A 15,646-nucleotide genomic window follows, 5' to 3' on the forward strand; every position below is an offset into this window, starting at 1 on the left:
GTACCGGCAGTGTGAAAGGGCAGGGTCGATGGCGTTTTTCCGTCCGCGGGTGAGCCGTGAGGCCGAGGTTCGCTACCACGCGGACCAGGAGATCTCCAAGAGCTTCCCCGAGTTGCTCGACAAGGCCCGGGAAGCCGAGGAGACGCTGCGTGTGCTGCGCGCCGCGGCGGCGGATGAGATCGAGCTGATGGCAGCAGGGCGGGCCTTCGACCGCGCGCTGACCGACGCCCTGCGCGCCGCCGAGGCGGGGCAGCGGGCCACGTTCGGGGTGAAGGCCTACGACGACCGGATCGCGCGCCGCAAGGCCAAGGCGACGCCCGCCGGGTCGATGTGGACGGCCGAGGTCGACCGGCTGCGCACGCTGCGCGAGGACAACCGGATGTGGGGGATCCCGCGCGTGCCGCGCCCGGTGCCCGCGACCCTCTGACGCCCTGCCCGTCCCACGGGCATAAAACCCACGGGCATAAACCCACGGGCATAAAACCCACGGGCATAAACCCACGGGCATAAAACCCACGGGCATAAAACCCACGGGCATAAACCCACGGGCATAAACCCACGGGCATAAAACCCACGGGCATGAACACGGGCATGAAGAAGCCCCGGCACAGCCTCCCTCGTTGTGCCGGGGCTTCGGTTTTCAGCTCGCCCAGTCCAGCAGCGGGCGGGTGTTGCTGGGGTGGCGGAGCTTGGAGAGCGACTCCTTCTCCAGCTGGCGGATCCGCTCCCGGGTCAGCCCCAGGTGCTTGCCGATCTCGTCCAGCGTGTGGGGCTTGCCGTCCACCAGGCCGAAGCGGAGCGCCATGATCCTCGCCTCCCGGGGCGAGAGATTCTCGAGCACGCCGCGCAGCTGGTCACCCAGCAGCTGACGGTCGACGATCTCCGAAGCCTCGGGCGAGTCCACGTCCTCGATGAGGTCGCCGATCGTGGTCTCCCCGTCCTCGCCGATCGTGGCGTTGAGCGAGATCGGCTGGCGGCTGGTACGCAGCAGCTCCTCGATCTGGTCGGGCGTCTTGTCCAGCTCGACGGCCAGCTCCTCGGGCGTGGGCTCGCGCCCCAGGCGCTGGTGCATGTCACGCTCGACGCGCGACAGCTTGGACAGCATCTCCAGCACGTGCACGGGCAGCCGGATCGTACGGGCCGAGTCGGCGAAACCACGCTGGATGGCCTGCCTGATCCACCACATGGCGTACGTGGAGAACTTGAAGCCCTTGGTGTAGTCGAACTTCTCCACGGCCCTGATCAGCCCCAGGTTGCCCTCCTGGACCACGTCCAGCAGCGACATGCCGCGGTCGGTGTACTTCTTGGCGACCGACACCACGAGCCGGAGGTTGGCCTCCAGCATGTGGTCCTTGGCCCGCTTGCCGTCCTCGATCACCAGGAGGAGGTCATCTTGGGCGGAGACGGACAGGTCGGGCTCGGTCTCCAGCTTGTACTCGGCGTACAGGCCCGCCTCGATCCGCCGGGCCAGCTCGACCTCCTGCGCCGCGGTGAGCAGCGTGCGGCGGCCGATGGACTTGAGGTAGGTGTGCACGGAGTCGCCCATGGCCGACTGGGTGTCGTCCAGGTCGATCTGCTCGTTCTCGATCTCGGAGTCCTCGGCGCTCAGCTCGAGGTCCTCCGGCACGTCCTCCTCGTGCTCCGGCTTGGGCTCGGGGCGGGTCACGGCCTTGGCGGCCGCCTCGGTGGCGTTGGCCGGGGCGCTCTTCACCGTGCCGTTCCTGGACGGGGCGGTTTTTGCCTCCGCCGCCTTGCGGCCGGTAGTCTTTGCACGCGCGGGCTTCCTGGGGGTCTTCTTCGGGGCGGTCTTGCTGAGAGACGGCTCGTTCTCGGCGGCCAGGCTCACACCGCTCTCCGAGAGCTCGCGCAGGATCGTGCGGCCTTCAGAGGGGCTGATGCCGGCGTCGGCGAACGCGTCACGCAGCTCCGCGAGAGAAAGGTGACCCTGGGCTCGCCCTCGTTCAATGAGTTGGTCGAGAGTCGCAGATGGGGTCGCTACGGCGGTTCTGGGCATGAGGACACCTCCTCCGTACGGAGTCGAAGCGATCAGGCAGGTTGTGGTGGGGCGGCTTCGGTCCGCACGGCGCACCAGTATCAATAACGCCAATCGCTGTCATTTGTTCCCGGTGGGACGAAAAAGGGGCGGATCGCCCGATAGACGAACCGCCCCTCCCGTCAGTCCTATTCCCGGATCTTGATCTCCCCGGGCGACACCTCGGGCATGGGCATCGGCTGGGCGTCCTGCAGACGCTGGTCCGTCCAGTAGTCGACGACCGCGCCGGGGTCGGGGTTGACATCGCGGGAGACCACGATGCCGCCGTCGCTGGTCGTGGGCGTCGGGCTCGAAGTCGGCGGTGCCTTCTCCACCACGGCTCGGGTCTCCTTCGCGACCTGGTCGAGCTTGCCCGCCGAGGCGGCCGCCGCGACTGAGGCGCCTCCGACGACGATGGCGCCGACGACGGCCGCGGATGCCCACATCTTGCGGGTCTGATCCATGAAGGCTCCCTCCCTCTCCCCAACTAAGACGCAGCCGCAACTCATCAGGTTCCTGCCCGGAGCCGGACGAAGTCGGTCTTCCCGTTCGGCAGCAGCGGCAGCTGGGGCACCAGGCGCAGGCTGCGCGGGGCGGCATGAGGGGGAAGCCTATCGCGGCAGAACGCCCTCAATTGAGGAAGCGTGAGTGGCGTGTCGGGATTGGCGGGCACCACGATGGCGGTGACCAGTTCGCCCCACTCGGCGTCGGGCGTGCCGATCACGGCCACATCGGCCACCTCCGGGTGGGTGCCGAGCACCTGGGCCACGGCGGCGGCCACCACCTTCTCGCCGCCGGTGTTGATCACGTCGTCGGCCCGGCCCAGCACGCGCAGCCGGCCGCCGGCCATTTCGCCCAGGTCGGAGGTGCGGAACCAGTCGCCGTCGAACGGGTCGGCGGCGCCGAAGCGGTAGCCGGAGAACAGCACCGCGCCGGCGATCCTGATCAGCCCGTCCTCGCCGATCTTGACCTCCACGTTGTGAAGGGGCCGGCCGTCGTAGACGCAGCCGCCGCACGTCTCGCTCATCCCGTACGTCGTCACGATCCGGGCGCCGAGGCCCCGGGCCCGCTCCAGCAGCCCCGGCCGGGGCGCGGCGCCGCCGAGCAGGATCGTGCGGAACACCGACAGGTCCGCCCCCAGCTCGACCAGCCGGTGCAGCTGGGTGGGGACGAGGGAGACGTGGTCGGCCCCCGAGCCGAGCACCTCGTGCGGGTCGAACCGGGCGTGGATGATCGGCTCGCTCTCCGACAGCAGGGCGCGTACCAGGACCTGGAGGCCGGCGATGTGGGAGACGGGCAGGCAGCACAGCCAGCGCTCACCCTTGGAGGCCGCCACGTGGCGCAGGGAGGCGGCGGCCGAGGCGCGCAGGGCGGCGGCCGAGAGCATCACGCCCTTGGGGGCGCCGGTGCTGCCGCTGGTGGCGATCACGACCGCCACGTCGGAGGGGACTCCCTCGCCGTCGCTCTGGAGCGCGCCGTCGGCGTGCGTGGGGCGCAGCGCGGCCAGCGCGGCCTCGGACTGGCCCGGAGCCAGGGGGAGGACGGCGGGGCCCTCGCCGCTCAGCGCGTCGCGGATCGCCGTGTACAGGGCGGGTCCGGGAGGCTGCACAATGGCATGCAGCGGACGGTCCGGATGCGACGGGTTCCTCCACATGCTCGTAAGGTTAGTGGCGACAGGTCGGACAGAGGCGCAGGGAGGGTCGTGACGCGTTCTCCCGTGGTCTTCCGCATCCCCATGCGCACCCGGTTCCGTGGACAGACCGTCAGGGAAGGCGTGCTGCTGCACGGTCCCGCCGGGTGGGGGGAGTTCTCCCCGTTCCCCGAGTACGGCCCGCGCGAGTGCGCCCGCTGGCTGGCGTGTGCCCGCGAGGCGGCCTTCGAGGGATGGCCGGAGCCGGTGCGCGACAGCGTCCCCGTCAACGCGACCGTGCCCGCCGTGGGGCCCGAGCAGGCCCATGACATCGTCCGGCGCTCGGGCTGCGGCACGGCCAAGGTCAAGGTGGCCGAGCGGGGCCAGACCTTCGACGACGACGTGGCCAGGGTGGAGGCCGTTCGCGACGCGCTCGGGCCGGGCGGCCGGCTGCGGATCGACGCCAACGGCGCATGGGACGTGGACGAGGCGGTGCGGCGGCTGAAGCGGCTCGACCGGTTCGACCTGGAATACGCGGAGCAGCCGTGCGCCACGCTGGAGGAGCTGGCGGCGGTGCGGCGGGCCTGCGACGTGCCGATCGCGGCCGACGAGTCCATCCGCAGGGCGGAGGACCCGCTGCGGGTGCGGGCCGCCGAGGCTGCCGACATCGCGGTGGTCAAGGTGCAGCCGCTCGGCGGGGTGCGCGAGGCGCTCAAGGTGGTGGAGGCGTGCGGGCTGCCCGCCGTGGTCTCCAGCGCCGTGGAGACGTCCGTCGGGCTGGCCGCGGGGCTGGCGCTGGCGGCGGCGCTGTCGGCGTTGCCGTACGCGTGCGGGCTGGGCACGATGGCGTTGCTGGCGGGCGACGTGGTGGACGACTCCCTGGTGCCGGTGGAGGGATCTCTGACGGTACGGCGCCCCCCGGTGGATTTTCAGCATTTGTCGGCTTTTGAGATTGAATCTCCCCAGTGGCTTCGCCGGATGCAGGAGGCGTCACTTTGAACCCCGCTACCGCACTGGCCACAGTCCTGGTCGACGAGCTGGTGCGCTGCGGCCTCACCGACGTGGTGCTGGCCCCCGGCTCGCGCTCCGCCCCGCTGGCGCTGGCGCTGCACGCCGAGTCGCGGGTGCGCCTGCACGTGCGCATCGACGAGCGGTCGGCGTCGTACCTGGCGCTGGGGCTGGCCAAGCGCGGCGAGCGGCCGGTGGCGCTGATCTGCTCGTCCGGCACCGCCGTCGCGAACTTCCACCCCGCCGTGATCGAGGCGAGCGAGTCGGGCGTGCCGCTGCTGCTGCTGACCGCCGACCGGCCGCCCGAGCTGCGCGGCACGGGCGCCAACCAGACGATCGACCAGATCAAGCTGTTCGGCTCGTCGACCCGCTGGTTCGCCGAGGTGGGGGTGCCGGAGGACCGTCCCGGGCAGGTCGCCTACTGGCGCTCGCTGGCCTGCCGCGCCTACCAGCGCGCGTCGGGCCCGTCCGACCCCGGTCCCGTGCACCTCAACCTGGCCTTCAGGGAGCCGCTGATCCCCGACGGCGACACCGCCTGGTCCGAGCCGCTCGACGGCGGCGGCAACGGCCCGTGGGTGCGCGCCCGGGTCGCGCCCCCGCCCGTCGCCCTGCACATCGCGCCGACCAGGCGCGGCGTGCTGGTGGTCGGCGACGGCGCGGCCAACGTGCGCCGGTACGTGGCGGCGGCGGGCATGGCGGGCTGGCCGGTGCTCTCGGAGCCCAACGGCGGCGGCCGCTACGGCGACCACGCGATCTCCACCTACCACTACCTGCTGGGCATGCCGGAGTTCGCGGACACCCACCGGCCCGACGTGATCGTGACGCTGGGGCGGCCGGGGCTGTCGAGGCCGCTGCTGTCGTGGCTGAAGCGGGCCGGCGAGCACATCGTGGTGGCGCCCGACCTGGGCCGCTGGCCCGACCCCACCCGCTCGGCCACGCAGGTGGCGCAGGCCGTGGAGATCCCGGTGGCGGCCGGCGACGACTCGTGGCTGCACGCCTGGCGGCAGGCGGACGCGGTGGTCCGGTCAGCCACGGACGCGGTGCTGGACGCCTCGGGCACGAGCGAGCCGCGCCTGGCCAGGGACCTGGTGGACGCGCTGCCCAACGGCGCGCTGCTGTTCTGCGGCTCCTCGATGCCGATCCGCGACCTCGACCAGGCGATGCGGCCGCGGCGCGGCATCAGGTTGATGGCCAGCAGGGGCGCCTCCGGCATCGACGGCGTGGTGTCCGCGGCGATGGGGGCGGCGCTGGCGCACAACGGCCCCTCCTACGCGCTGATCGGCGACCTGTCGTTCCTGCACGACCAGAACGGGCTGATCCTCGGGCCCCGCGAGCCCCGGCCCGACCTGTGCTTCGTGGTCGTCAACAACGACGGGGGCGGGATCTTCTCGCTGCTGCCCCAGGCGGCGGTGCGCGATCCGTTCGAGCGGGTGTTCGGCACGCCGCACGGGGTGGACCTCGCCTACGTGGCGGCGGCCACGCGGACGCCGTACACGCTGGTGGAGGACATCTCCGACCTTTCCAAGGCGATGCGCGGCGAGGGGCCGCGCGTGGTCGAGGTGCGCACCGACCGCGAGCAGAACGTCGTCATGCACGCCCGCCTGCGCGAGGCCGCGCAGGAGGCCCTCCGTTCCTACCTGGAAAGCTAGCGGCTCAGCACGTCGAGCAGCCGGTTGAGCGGGCCGTCGAGGCCGTGGCGGTCGGCGAGGGCCACGAGGGCCTCGGGGTCGCGCGGCTTGGCGGGCAGGGTGAGGTCGGCGTCGGGCAGCGGCGCGTCGGGAGCCACCTTGACGACGGCGGGGGCGGCGCTCAGGTAGTCGCGGGCGGCGCCCAGCTTGGTGCGGGCGCCCGCGGGGAAGCCGTCGGTGACGCCCGCGTCGAGGGCCTGCAGCAGCGCGTCGAGCGAGCCGAAGCGGGTGATGAGGGCGGCGGCGGTCTTCTCGCCGACGCCGGACACGCCGGGCAGGCCGTCGCTGGGGTCGCCGCGCAGGGTGGCGAAGTCGGCGTAGGCGCGCCCGGGGATGCCGTACTTGGCGGTGACGAACGCCTCGTCCACGATCTGCAGGTTGCGGATGCCGCGGGCGGTGTAGAGGACGCGTACGGGACGGGCATCGTCGACGAGCTGGAACAGGTCGCGGTCACCGGTCACGATGTCCACGGCGCCCGGGGCCCGGTGGGTGAGGGTGCCGATGACGTCGTCGGCCTCGTAGCCGGCCGACTCCAGGCGGGCGATGCCGAGCGCGTCGAGCACGTCCTGGATGACGGCGATCTGCGGGACGAGCGCCTCGGGGACCTCCTCGGTGTCGCCGTGGGCGACGCGGTGGGCCTTGTACGTCGGGATCGCCTGGACGCGGAAGGCGGGCCGCCAGTCGGCGTCCATCGTGGCCGCGAGCTCGGTGGGGGAGTGCTGGCGGACAAGAGTGGCGATCATGTCGATGAGTCCGCGCACGGCGTTGACCGGAGAGCCGTCCGGGCCCTTGATCGACTCCGGTATGCCGAAGAAGGCGCGGAAGTAGAGCGACGGGGTGTCGAGAAGCATCAGCACGGGTCTATGGTCGCACTCTTGACGAGCGGTTCCGTGCTCTGTGCCGGTATGGAGACCGCCAGCAGGCAGGCGTCGTCCTCGGGGTTCGGGCCGCCGATGTCGGCCAGGAGGTGGTCGAGCCCGGCGTCCAGGTCGCGGGCGGGCACGTCGCGGGCGGCGGCCAGGACCAGGTCGAGGCCGACGTCGATGTCGCGGGTGCGCCTCTCGACCAGCCCGTCGGTGAACAGCAGCAGCAGGTCCCCGGGCAGCAGCCGGGTGGTGGCCAGCTCGTACGGGCGGCCCGAGGCGGCGCCGAGCAGCACGCCGCGGGGCTGGTCGAGCTGGCGGGCGACGCCGTCGCGCACGAGGATGGGCGCCAGGTTGCCCGCCTGGCCCCAGGCGAACACTCGGGTCTCCGGATCCAGGTGGCCGATGATCGCGGTGGCGGTGGTCTCCTTGAGCTGGTGCATGGCGAGGTCGTTCAGCCAGGTGAGCAGCCGGTGGGCGGGCTGGCCGGTCATGGCCAGGCCGACGAGGGCGTGGCGGAGCTGGGCCATGTGGGCGATGGCGGGCAGGCCGTGGCCGGAGACGTCGCCGATGGCCAGCAGCAGCCGGCCGTCGGGGGCGGGCGCGGCCTCGAACCAGTCGCCGCCCAGGCTCGCGGTCTTCTCGGCGGGCACGTACCGGACCGCGATGGTGGCGTACGGCAGGTCGAGGCATCCGGGGTGCTCGGGGAGGATGGCCTCGCGCAGGGCGAGCATGACGTGGAGCTCCTCGGCGGCCTGCTCGCGGGCCTCGAGGAGCTGGCGGCGCGACTCCGACATCAGGCGCTCGGCACGGCGGCGGCCGGTGATGTCCTGGATGACGCCGTGCAGGCCGATGGGGCCGCCGGGGGCCATGAGGGGTTCGAGGACGACGCGCAGGTCGCGCAGCTCGCCGCGGCGGCGGATGCGGAACTCGGCCTGGACCGGCTCGACGCTCTCGACGGCCGACCACAGGAGCCGGTCGAGCGTGCCCATGTCCGCCTGCTCGACGTGCTTGGCCAGGTCGGGCAGGGCGATCGGGCCGTCGGCCGGGTCGCGGCCGAAGATCAGGTAGACCTGGTCGGACCAGATCGTCTCGCCACTGTGCATGTGCCATTCCGCCCAGCCCATGTTGCCGAGCCGCTGGGCGTGCGCCAGCCGTACGGCGAGCATCTCGGCGTCGTTCTCGGAGCCCGGGTGGTCAGTGTGGCCTTTGTTGCTCTTGTGACCGAGCGGCTCGGCCGCGCCTGCGACGTCGACCATGGTCCCACTTTCAAAGATGGACAATTGACCCTACACTACGTGATCAATCTTGAACGGAGTGTAGCGGTGGCTTGCCGTGTTGTGAGAGCTTTTCGCGGATTTTAGGCGGCGCGGTCCGAGTAGATTATGGGCTGTGACGTCCTCAGATCTGTATCCCGTGTCCCGTCTCACCGCCGTCCAGGAGGCCACCGCCAAGGCCGGTCTCGACGCCCTTTTGCTGACGCCCGGCCCCGACTTGCGCTATGTGAGCGGATACGAGGCCAAGCCGCTGGAGCGGCTGACGTGTCTCGTGGTGCCCGCCTCCGGCGAGCCGTACATGATGGTGCCCCGGCTGGAGCTGCCCGCGGCGCAGGCGTCGCCCGCCTCGCGGCTGGGGCTGGAGTTCGTGGCGTGGGACGAGACCGACGACCCGTACGCCATCGCGGCGGCGCGGCTGGGCCAGGTCGAGAAGGTGGGCCTGGCCGACCGGATGTGGGCCATGTCGTCGCTGCGCTTCCGCGAGGTGCTGCCGGGCGCGGAGCAGGTGCTGGCCGGGACCGTGCTGCGGGAGCTGCGCATGCGCAAATCGGCCGCCGAGGTGGCGGCGCTGCGCGAGGCGGGGGAGGCGATCGACGCGGTGCACCGGCGGGTGCCGGAGTTCCTGCGTGCCGGGCGCACCGAGCGCGAGGTGGGCCGGGACATCGCGGAGGCGATCCTGGCGACGGGCCACGCGACCGTCGACTTCGTCATCGTCGCCTCCGGGCCCAACGGGGCCAGCCCCCACCACGACGTCTCCGACCGGGTGATCCAGGCCGGCGAGCCGGTCGTGGTGGACATCGGCGGGCAACTGCACAACGGCTACTGCTCCGACTCGACGCGCACGTACAGCGTCGGGGAGCCGCCCGCGGACTTCGCCGCGTACTACGAGGTGCTGCGGCGGGCCCAGGACGCGGCCTGCGCGGCGGTGCGGCCGGGCGTCTCCTGCGAGTCGATCGACGCCGCCGCCCGCGACATCATCGCCGAGGCGGGATACGGCGACTACTTCATCCACCGCACCGGCCACGGCATCGGGATCGAGACGCACGAGGAGCCGTACATCGTCTCCGGCAACGGCGAGCCGATGGAGGCCGGCTTCGCGTTCTCCGTGGAGCCCGGGATCTACCTGCCCGGCAGCCACGGGGCGCGGATCGAGGACATCGTGGTCTGCACCGACACGGGCGCCGAGCGGCTCAACAACACCCCGCGCGACCTCGTCATCGTGTAGGAGGCCGTGTTCGCGGAGGTCGCCTGCGCCAGCAGGCCCGGGTCCGGGCGGCCCAACGAGGACCTGGTGATCGCGGGGCCGTCGTGGATCGTCGTGCTCGACGGGGCGACAGCCGCTCCTGGGGCCCTTCCCGGGGTCGCCGGCGGGTGCGCGCACGACGTGCCGTGGCTGGTGCGGCGGCTCGGGGACGCGCTGGCGGCGGGGCTGAGCGCCGATCGCGACTCGCCGCTGGCGGAGATCCTGGAGGCGGCCATCGGGATGACGATGGCCGCCCACTCCGGCACCTGTGACCTGGACGATCCCGACTCACCGTCCTCGACGGTGGCCATGGTGCGGACCGGCCGGAGCGGGGTCGAATATCTCGTGCTGGGCGATTCGCCCGTCGTCTTCTCGCTGGCGGACGGCGGCGTCCGGGTGGTGAGCGACGACCGGGTCGAGGGCCTGCCGGGCGGGCGGCCGTACACGGTGGAGCTGGTGCGGCGGATGCGCAACGCGCCCGGCGGGTTCTGGGTGGCGGGCAGCCGCCCGGAGGCGGCCCGGCAGGGGCTGTGCGGCGTCGTGGCCGACGCGCGCGGCGTGGGCGCGCTCACCGACGGGGTGTCGCGGCTCGTCGACTGGTACGGGTGGAGCTGGCGCGACCTCGTGGCGGCGCTGGACGGGCAGGGGCCCGAAGCGGTGATCGCGGCGGTCAGGGAGCTGGAGCGGGACCGGGGGCCCGTGTACGGGAAACGGCACGACGACGCCACCGCCGCCTGGACCCGGGTCGGCGCCCGGCCCTGAGGTGTATCAGGGCCCGCCGCCCGCCCTCTGGGAATGCGAGGGCGGCGGAGGGAGTGCTCATGTTCGTCGGCAGGACAGCGGAGCTCGCCCTGCTGGGCGCGGAACTGCGCGCGGCGGCCGGGGGATTCGCCCGGAGAGCGGTCGTCGAAGGGCCCGAGGGGATCGGCAAGACGGCACTCATCCACCGGCTCGTCGCGTCCGGGGGCGCGCGGGTGCTGGCGGCCAGCGGCGAGGAGAGCGAACGGGAGCTCCACCTCGGCGTCGTGCGCCAGCTCCTGGACGAGGCGGCATATCTGGGGGTGCCCGCGGCGGCGGGGCCGGACCCGTGTGCCGCCGGGCAGGCGCTCTGCGAGGCGATCGACGCGCTCCAGGCGCAGGGACCCCTGGTGGTGCTGGTCGACGACGCGCAGTGGGCGGACGGCCCCTCGTTACGGGCCCTGTCCTACGTGCTGCGGCGGACGCGGGCCGGGCGCGTGCTCGTGCTGCTCGCCTGCCGCGACGTCGCCGGGCCGTGGCCGCCGGAAGGGCTGCGGCGGCTCCTGACCGGCGACGGCACGCTCCGCATCACGCTGGGCGGCCTGAGCGCCGCCGACCTGACCGAACTGGCATCCGGGCCGTCGTCTGGGCCGGTATCCGGGCTGGTATCTGGGCCGGCATCCGGGCGGGCATCTGGAGCGGAGAACACCGAGACGGGCGCAGCGGCGGGCCGGGCCGCCGCGCGGCTGCGTGACCACACGCTGGGCAACCCGCTGCACGCCCGTGCGCTCCTGGCCGCCCTTCCCGTCCACGTCCTGGCCGACCCCGGTACGCGGCTGCCCGCCCCGGGCACGTACCTGCGCTCCTTCGCCCGCCGCCTGCACGCCTGCACCCCCGCCGCCCGCCGGCTCGTCGCCGCGTGCGCCGTCCTGGGCGAGAAATGCCCGCTTCACGTAGCGATGTCCGTCGCGGGCGGGGTGGACGAGCCGCTGGACGCGCTGGAGGAGGCCGTCAGCGCCGGGCTGCTACGAGAGCTGCCCGGACGCCTGATCGGCTTCACCGAGCCGCTGGCGCGGGCGGCCGCCTACGACGGGCTCGGCGCCGGCGTCCGGGCGCGGCTGCACCTGGCCGCCGCCCGCCTGGCCGAGGAGACCGGTACGGCCCTGCGCCACCGGGCGGCGGCGGCCGGCGGACCCGACGAGGCGCTGGCCGAGGAACTGGCCGGCTTCGCGGCCAAGGCCGCCCAGCACGGGCAGTGGCAGGAGGCCGCCGCCCATCTCGACCTGGCCGCCGGGCTCACCGAGTCGGCCGCCCGCCGCGACGAGCTGGCCACGGCCGTCCTGGAGCACGTCCTCGTCGGAGGCGACGTGGTCCGCGCCGCCGAGCTCGCCGCCACCCGCAACGCCGATCCGCGCCCGGTGCGCCGCTACGTGCTGGGCCGGCTCGCGCTGGCCACGGGACGCTTCGACGAGGCCGCCGAGCTGCTGGCCGAGGCGTGGCGGCACCGGGAGCCCGGGTTCGCCGCCGACGTGGCCGAACAACTCGCCTGGCTGCACCTGGTCAACGGAGACCGGGAGGCGGCGGTGAGTTGGGCGGGCCTGGCGATCGAACAGCCCATCGCGGGCGCGGTCGCCAGGCCGTACGACGTGCTGGCGCTGGGAGGGGCACCCGGCGCCGGCGCGCCGCCCGGCGGCCTCACCGCGGCGCTCGCGCACCTGGCGGAGGGCGCCCCCGAACAGGCGTGCGCGGTGCTCAGGCGGGTCGAGAGCGCCGCGGCGAAGGCCGGGCTGCCGCACCACCGCCTGCTGGCCGCCGCGCTGCTGGCCGTCGCCGAGCACCGCAGCGCGCGCTGGGACGAGGCCGCCGCCCGCGCGGAACAGGCGCTCGCCGAGGCGCGGGCGCTCGGGCAGCGGTGGCTGCTGCCGTGCCTGGAGGTTGCGTGCGTGGCGCCGCTGGCGGCCCGGGGCGAGCACGAGCGGGCGCTCGCGCACGCCGGCGCCGCCCGCGCCACCGCCCGCCGCCTGCGCCACGCGATGGGGGAGCGGCAGGCGGAGCTGGCCCTGGCCCTCATCGGCGCCGAGCCCGTCGGCACGGTGGAGGAGGCGGGTGACGTGTTCGTGCCCGACCCGCGGCCGGGGCGGATCGAGGCGCTGGTGGCCGACGGGCGGCTGGAGGAGGCGGAGCGGACACTGATGGCGTTCGGCGGGAGCGGCCCGCAGGCAGCCCGGCTCAGGCTGGAGGGACTGCTGCTCGCCGCCAGGAACGTTCCAACCGAGGCCGAGCAGAGCTTCGTCCGCGCGCTCGCGCTGGTGGAAGGGGTGTGCCCGCTGGAGGAGGCGCGCGTGCTGCTCGACCTCGGCAGGCTGCTGCGCCGCACCGGGCGGCGCCGAGCGGCCGCGGACCGGCTCGGCGCGGCCCGCGCGATCTTCCATCGGCTGGGGGCGCGCCCGCTCGTGGACCGCTGCGCCCAGGAGCTGGCGGCGTGCGGGCTGGAACAGCCCGCGACGGTACGGCTCGGGCTCACGCCCCAGGAGCTCAGCACCGCCACCCTGGTGGCCGGCGGGCTGACGAACCGGCAGATCGCCAGAGAGCTGCTCATCAGCGTCAAGACCGTCGAGTACCACCTCGGCAAGATCTACGCCAAGCTCGGGATCGGCTCCCGGGTGGCGCTGGCCGCCAAGTTGGGCGACCTGACGACGGTCAGATGAGGATCCAGGTGGTCACCACCGGGCCGCCGCAGTCGGGGCTGACCCGCAGCCGCAGCGGGCCGGGCGCGAGCTCGCCCGTGGTGAACCGGCCCAGCTCGTCCGCGCACACCGGCGTGCCACCGTCCCGCCGCTGCACCACGATCTCGGCGGGCGTACCGCCCGACACCCGCCCCACCAGCCGCCGGCCGGTCACCTCCAGCTCCACGACGACCTCCCCGGCGGCGAACGACAGCAGCCGCGCCCGCCCCCCGCCGCGCACCCGGGTGGCCGACAGCTCCTCCCACGAGTCGAACGTCAGCTCGGCCAGCTCCGCGTCCAGGGACCTGAGCGCGTAGGCCAGCATCGCCTCCTCGAACAGCCCCGCCGGGACCGGGTCGAGCCGCTCGGCCGCCGCCCGCAGCCGTTCCTCCAGCTCCAGGTCCCCATCATCCATGGCGTCGTCCATCGCGTCGTCCACGCCGTTCACCCCCTGATGCCGTTCACGCCTCGCCGGTTCATCAGGGCGGCCAGCCGTTTGAGGCAGCGCCCCCTGTTCGGGCCGATGCTGCCGACCGGCATGTCCAGCCCGTCCGCGATCTCCTGGTAACTCGGCCGCGGCTCGGCGATGAGGACGCGCAGCAGCCGCCTGCAGCGCTCCGGCAGCTCCTCGAACGCGCTCCACAGCTCCTGCTCGCGCTCGGCCTGCTCGTTCGCCTCCTCCGCCTCCAGCAGCAGGAACTCGGGCGAGCGATCGTCGGCGTCGAGGCCCATCAGCTCCAGGTCGCCGACCGGCAGGGCCCTGCCGCTGGTGCGCAGGACCCGCAGCGCCTCGTGCCTGGCGGTGCTGGCCAGCCAGGAGCCGGCCCGCTCGGGCTCCCGGAGCCTGGTCAGGTGCTCGGCGAAGCGGTACCACGTCGTCTGGCACACGTCCTGGGCGTCGGAGTCGTTCACGAGGTAGCCTCGCGCCACGGCCCACACCAGCCCGCTGTAGCGCTGGTAGAGCTCCTTCCACGCCCCAGCGTCGCCGTCCGCGGCAGCCGCGACCAGGGTTGCGGTGTCGTCCACTGCGGCGGCTCCCTATATCTGGGCGGGAAGCCCAATATATTTCGCATACCGCCGCCGGGCGGGTAACTCGCCATCATCGGAGGAAACCACTCAGATCCGGTACGGCCAGCCGCCCCGCGAGAAGCTGCGCCGCGGCCTCCCGCGCCGACACCTGCTCCTGCGCCATGCGGGCCGCGATCATCCCGGCCACGATCGGCGTGGCGAACGACGTGCCGCTCCAGGCCGCCAGACCGGTGAAAGTGGCCTTGTCGCCCTCCTGCAGCGTGGCCATGCAGGTGCAGCCGGGGTAGTGGGCCGGGTCGGCGAAGCGGCAGGTGGTGCGGTGCGGGTAGCCGTACTGGTAGGGGCCGGAGGTGAAGGCGTTGACCAGGCGCTCGCCCGGCGCGTACACCGTGACCCAGTCGCCGTGGTTGCTGAAGCAGGCCCGGCCGAGCCCGTCCTCGCGCAGCGCGCCCACCGACAGCACCACGTCGCCGGAGGCGTTGACCGGCTCCGCGGCGAACGCGGCCGGCCAGAACGGCAGCGTCTCGCCGTCGTTGCCGGCCGCGGCCACCAGGAGCGTGCCGGGGTGGGCCGCCAGCTCGTCCACGAAGTCGGCCAGGCCGAGCAGCGCGCTCGCGTCGGCGGTCCTGGTGCCGGCCGACAGGGAGACGATGTCCGGCCAGCCGTGCTCGTCCAGGATGTGCAGCAGGGTCTGGCCCAGCTCGTCCTCCAGGGCGGCGCCCGCGTACGGGAAGGCGTTGTAGACGCGCACGTCGGCGGCGGGCGCCACGCAGCGCAGCACGCCGGCGATGAAGGTGCCGTGGCCCACGTACGGCTTGATCAGACCGTCGGGGTCGAGCTCGTCGCCCGGGGCGGTGACGTCGCCGTCCACCTTGGGGATGTTCGGGATGCCCGAGCTCTCGGCCAGCCACTGGTGGTCGAGGTAGTCGTGGACGAGGCCGGTGTCGAGGACGGCGACGCTCACCCCCGCGCCCCGGTCGCGGCCGGACAGGGGCGGGTTGAGCGGCCCGGCGCTCGGGACCGGCTCGTCGCCGGGGCACAGGTTGACGCCCGCGACGGTGACGAAGTGGACCAGGCTCGACGCGATGTCCTCGCGGGCCAGGTGCTCGACGGTCCGGTGCAGGTTCCTGGAGCCGACGGAGAGCCGGCGCATGGAGGTGCGGCCGACGGTCCTGGCCCCGGCCACGCGGACCGTGTCGGGGCCCGGCTGCAGGCGCTGGACGGTCGCGGCGGCCCGGCCCGCGTCGGCGTCGCGCACCAGGACGTGCCCGGCGAGGTGGGCGAACCGCGGCTGCACCGCGGATCCCGGCGCGGCCCCTTCGGGGCCCGCGACCGCGCGCATGCCGTCCGGCAGCGCCGCGTTGAGTATCTCCAGCTGCTCCCAGAACCGGCTGTCCGATGGGGTCATTCTC

General features: G+C 73.4%; 14 protein-coding genes. 6 read left to right on the top strand and 8 right to left on the bottom strand.

What is annotated here, in order from left to right; translation table 11 throughout:
* Positions 1-49: 49 nt before the first annotated feature.
* Positions 50-427, top strand: coding sequence for a hypothetical protein (locus tag ACWDRB_RS22820; protein ID WP_449896604.1), 378 nt, complete (start codon positions 50-52; stop codon positions 425-427).
* 213 nt (positions 428-640) lie between these two features.
* Here the strand turns inward: ACWDRB_RS22820 and ACWDRB_RS22825 are convergent, their stop codons facing one another.
* The 3 genes from ACWDRB_RS22825 to ACWDRB_RS22835 form a co-directional block, all read right to left on the bottom strand.
* Positions 641-2,014, bottom strand: a complete 1,374-nt coding sequence (locus ACWDRB_RS22825) for an RNA polymerase sigma factor (RefSeq protein WP_449896606.1) — start codon at positions 2,012-2,014, stop codon at positions 641-643.
* Between the two features lie 167 nt (positions 2,015-2,181).
* Positions 2,182-2,496 (bottom strand): hypothetical protein, encoded by a 315-nt coding sequence (locus ACWDRB_RS22830; RefSeq protein ID WP_449896608.1) that lies wholly within the window; start codon positions 2,494-2,496, stop codon positions 2,182-2,184.
* A 44-nt stretch (positions 2,497-2,540) separates the two neighbouring features.
* A complete protein-coding gene (locus ACWDRB_RS22835) occupies positions 2,541-3,686 on the bottom strand; it encodes an AMP-binding protein (protein ID WP_449896610.1) in 1,146 nt (381 codons plus the stop codon).
* Between the two features lie 81 nt (positions 3,687-3,767).
* Here ACWDRB_RS22835 and ACWDRB_RS22840 point away from each other — a divergent pair, with 81 nt between their 5' ends.
* Positions 3,768-4,661 carry an o-succinylbenzoate synthase gene (locus tag ACWDRB_RS22840; protein WP_449896955.1) on the top strand — a complete coding sequence of 298 codons (894 nt, stop codon included), beginning with the start codon at positions 3,768-3,770 and terminating at the stop codon, positions 4,659-4,661.
* Positions 4,658-6,319: a 2-succinyl-5-enolpyruvyl-6-hydroxy-3-cyclohexene-1-carboxylic-acid synthase gene (gene menD / locus ACWDRB_RS22845; RefSeq protein WP_449896612.1), complete on the top strand. Its 1,662-nt coding sequence runs from the start codon at positions 4,658-4,660 to the stop codon at positions 6,317-6,319. The genes ACWDRB_RS22840 and menD overlap by 4 nt, the downstream gene beginning before the upstream one ends.
* Here menD and ACWDRB_RS22850 read toward each other — a convergent pair.
* The gene (locus ACWDRB_RS22850; RefSeq protein WP_449896957.1) at positions 6,316-7,209 is read right to left on the bottom strand and encodes a 5'-3' exonuclease; all 894 of its coding nucleotides are present in this window, start codon (positions 7,207-7,209) and stop codon (positions 6,316-6,318) included. The genes menD and ACWDRB_RS22850 overlap by 4 nt on opposite strands.
* On the bottom strand, positions 7,209-8,480 hold the full coding sequence (locus ACWDRB_RS22855; RefSeq protein ID WP_449896614.1) for a PP2C family protein-serine/threonine phosphatase: 1,272 nt from the start codon (positions 8,478-8,480) through the stop codon (positions 7,209-7,211). The genes ACWDRB_RS22850 and ACWDRB_RS22855 overlap by 1 nt, the downstream gene beginning before the upstream one ends.
* Before the next feature lie 133 nt (positions 8,481-8,613).
* Between ACWDRB_RS22855 and ACWDRB_RS22860 the strand changes: the two genes are divergently transcribed.
* Genes ACWDRB_RS22860 through ACWDRB_RS22870 form a run of 3 tightly spaced genes read left to right on the top strand, consistent with a single transcriptional unit; the run spans position 8,614 to position 13,187 of the window.
* Entirely contained in the window at positions 8,614-9,723 is a 1,110-nt protein-coding gene (locus ACWDRB_RS22860; RefSeq protein WP_350734633.1) for a M24 family metallopeptidase, read from the top strand.
* A gap of 6 nt (positions 9,724-9,729) precedes the next feature.
* Entirely contained in the window at positions 9,730-10,503 is a 774-nt protein-coding gene (locus ACWDRB_RS22865) for a protein phosphatase 2C domain-containing protein (RefSeq protein WP_449896617.1), read from the top strand.
* Positions 10,504-10,562: 59 nt separating this feature from the next.
* Positions 10,563-13,187, top strand: coding sequence for an AAA family ATPase (locus ACWDRB_RS22870; protein ID WP_449896619.1), 2,625 nt, complete (start codon positions 10,563-10,565; stop codon positions 13,185-13,187).
* Here the strand turns inward: ACWDRB_RS22870 and ACWDRB_RS22875 are convergent.
* The 3 genes from ACWDRB_RS22875 to ACWDRB_RS22885 all read right to left on the bottom strand — a co-directional run bounded on the left by ACWDRB_RS22875 (position 13,180) and on the right by ACWDRB_RS22885 (position 15,642).
* Positions 13,180-13,644, bottom strand: a complete 465-nt coding sequence (locus ACWDRB_RS22875) for a hypothetical protein (RefSeq protein ID WP_449896621.1) — start codon at positions 13,642-13,644, stop codon at positions 13,180-13,182. The genes ACWDRB_RS22870 and ACWDRB_RS22875 overlap by 8 nt on opposite strands.
* Positions 13,645-13,649: 5 nt before the next feature.
* Positions 13,650-14,231, bottom strand: coding sequence for an RNA polymerase sigma factor (locus ACWDRB_RS22880; protein WP_363968697.1), 582 nt, complete (start codon positions 14,229-14,231; stop codon positions 13,650-13,652).
* 73 nt (positions 14,232-14,304) lie between these two features.
* Complete coding sequence (locus ACWDRB_RS22885; protein WP_350734621.1) at positions 14,305-15,642, bottom strand: S8/S53 family peptidase; 1,338 nt, start codon at positions 15,640-15,642, stop codon at positions 14,305-14,307.
* Positions 15,643-15,646 lie beyond the last annotated feature (4 nt).

Source organism: Nonomuraea sp. NPDC003707, from assembly GCF_053587055.1.

Excerpts from the sequence above, each read along its gene's own strand:
- ACWDRB_RS22825 (WP_449896606.1), bottom strand. The coding sequence starts at position 2,014 with ATGCCCAGAACCGCCGTAGCGACCCCATCTGCGACTCTCGACCAACTC.
- ACWDRB_RS22830 (WP_449896608.1), bottom strand. The coding sequence starts at position 2,496 with ATGGATCAGACCCGCAAGATGTGGGCATCCGCGGCCGTCGTCGGCGCC.
- ACWDRB_RS22835 (WP_449896610.1), bottom strand. The coding sequence starts at position 3,686 with ATGTGGAGGAACCCGTCGCATCCGGACCGTCCGCTGCATGCCATTGTG.
- ACWDRB_RS22840 (WP_449896955.1), top strand. The coding sequence starts at position 3,768 with ATGCGCACCCGGTTCCGTGGACAGACCGTCAGGGAAGGCGTGCTGCTG.
- ACWDRB_RS22850 (WP_449896957.1), bottom strand. The coding sequence starts at position 7,209 with ATGCTTCTCGACACCCCGTCGCTCTACTTCCGCGCCTTCTTCGGCATA.
- ACWDRB_RS22855 (WP_449896614.1), bottom strand. The coding sequence starts at position 8,480 with ATGGTCGACGTCGCAGGCGCGGCCGAGCCGCTCGGTCACAAGAGCAAC.
- ACWDRB_RS22870 (WP_449896619.1), top strand. The coding sequence starts at position 10,563 with ATGTTCGTCGGCAGGACAGCGGAGCTCGCCCTGCTGGGCGCGGAACTG.
- ACWDRB_RS22885 (WP_350734621.1), bottom strand. The coding sequence starts at position 15,642 with ATGACCCCATCGGACAGCCGGTTCTGGGAGCAGCTGGAGATACTCAAC.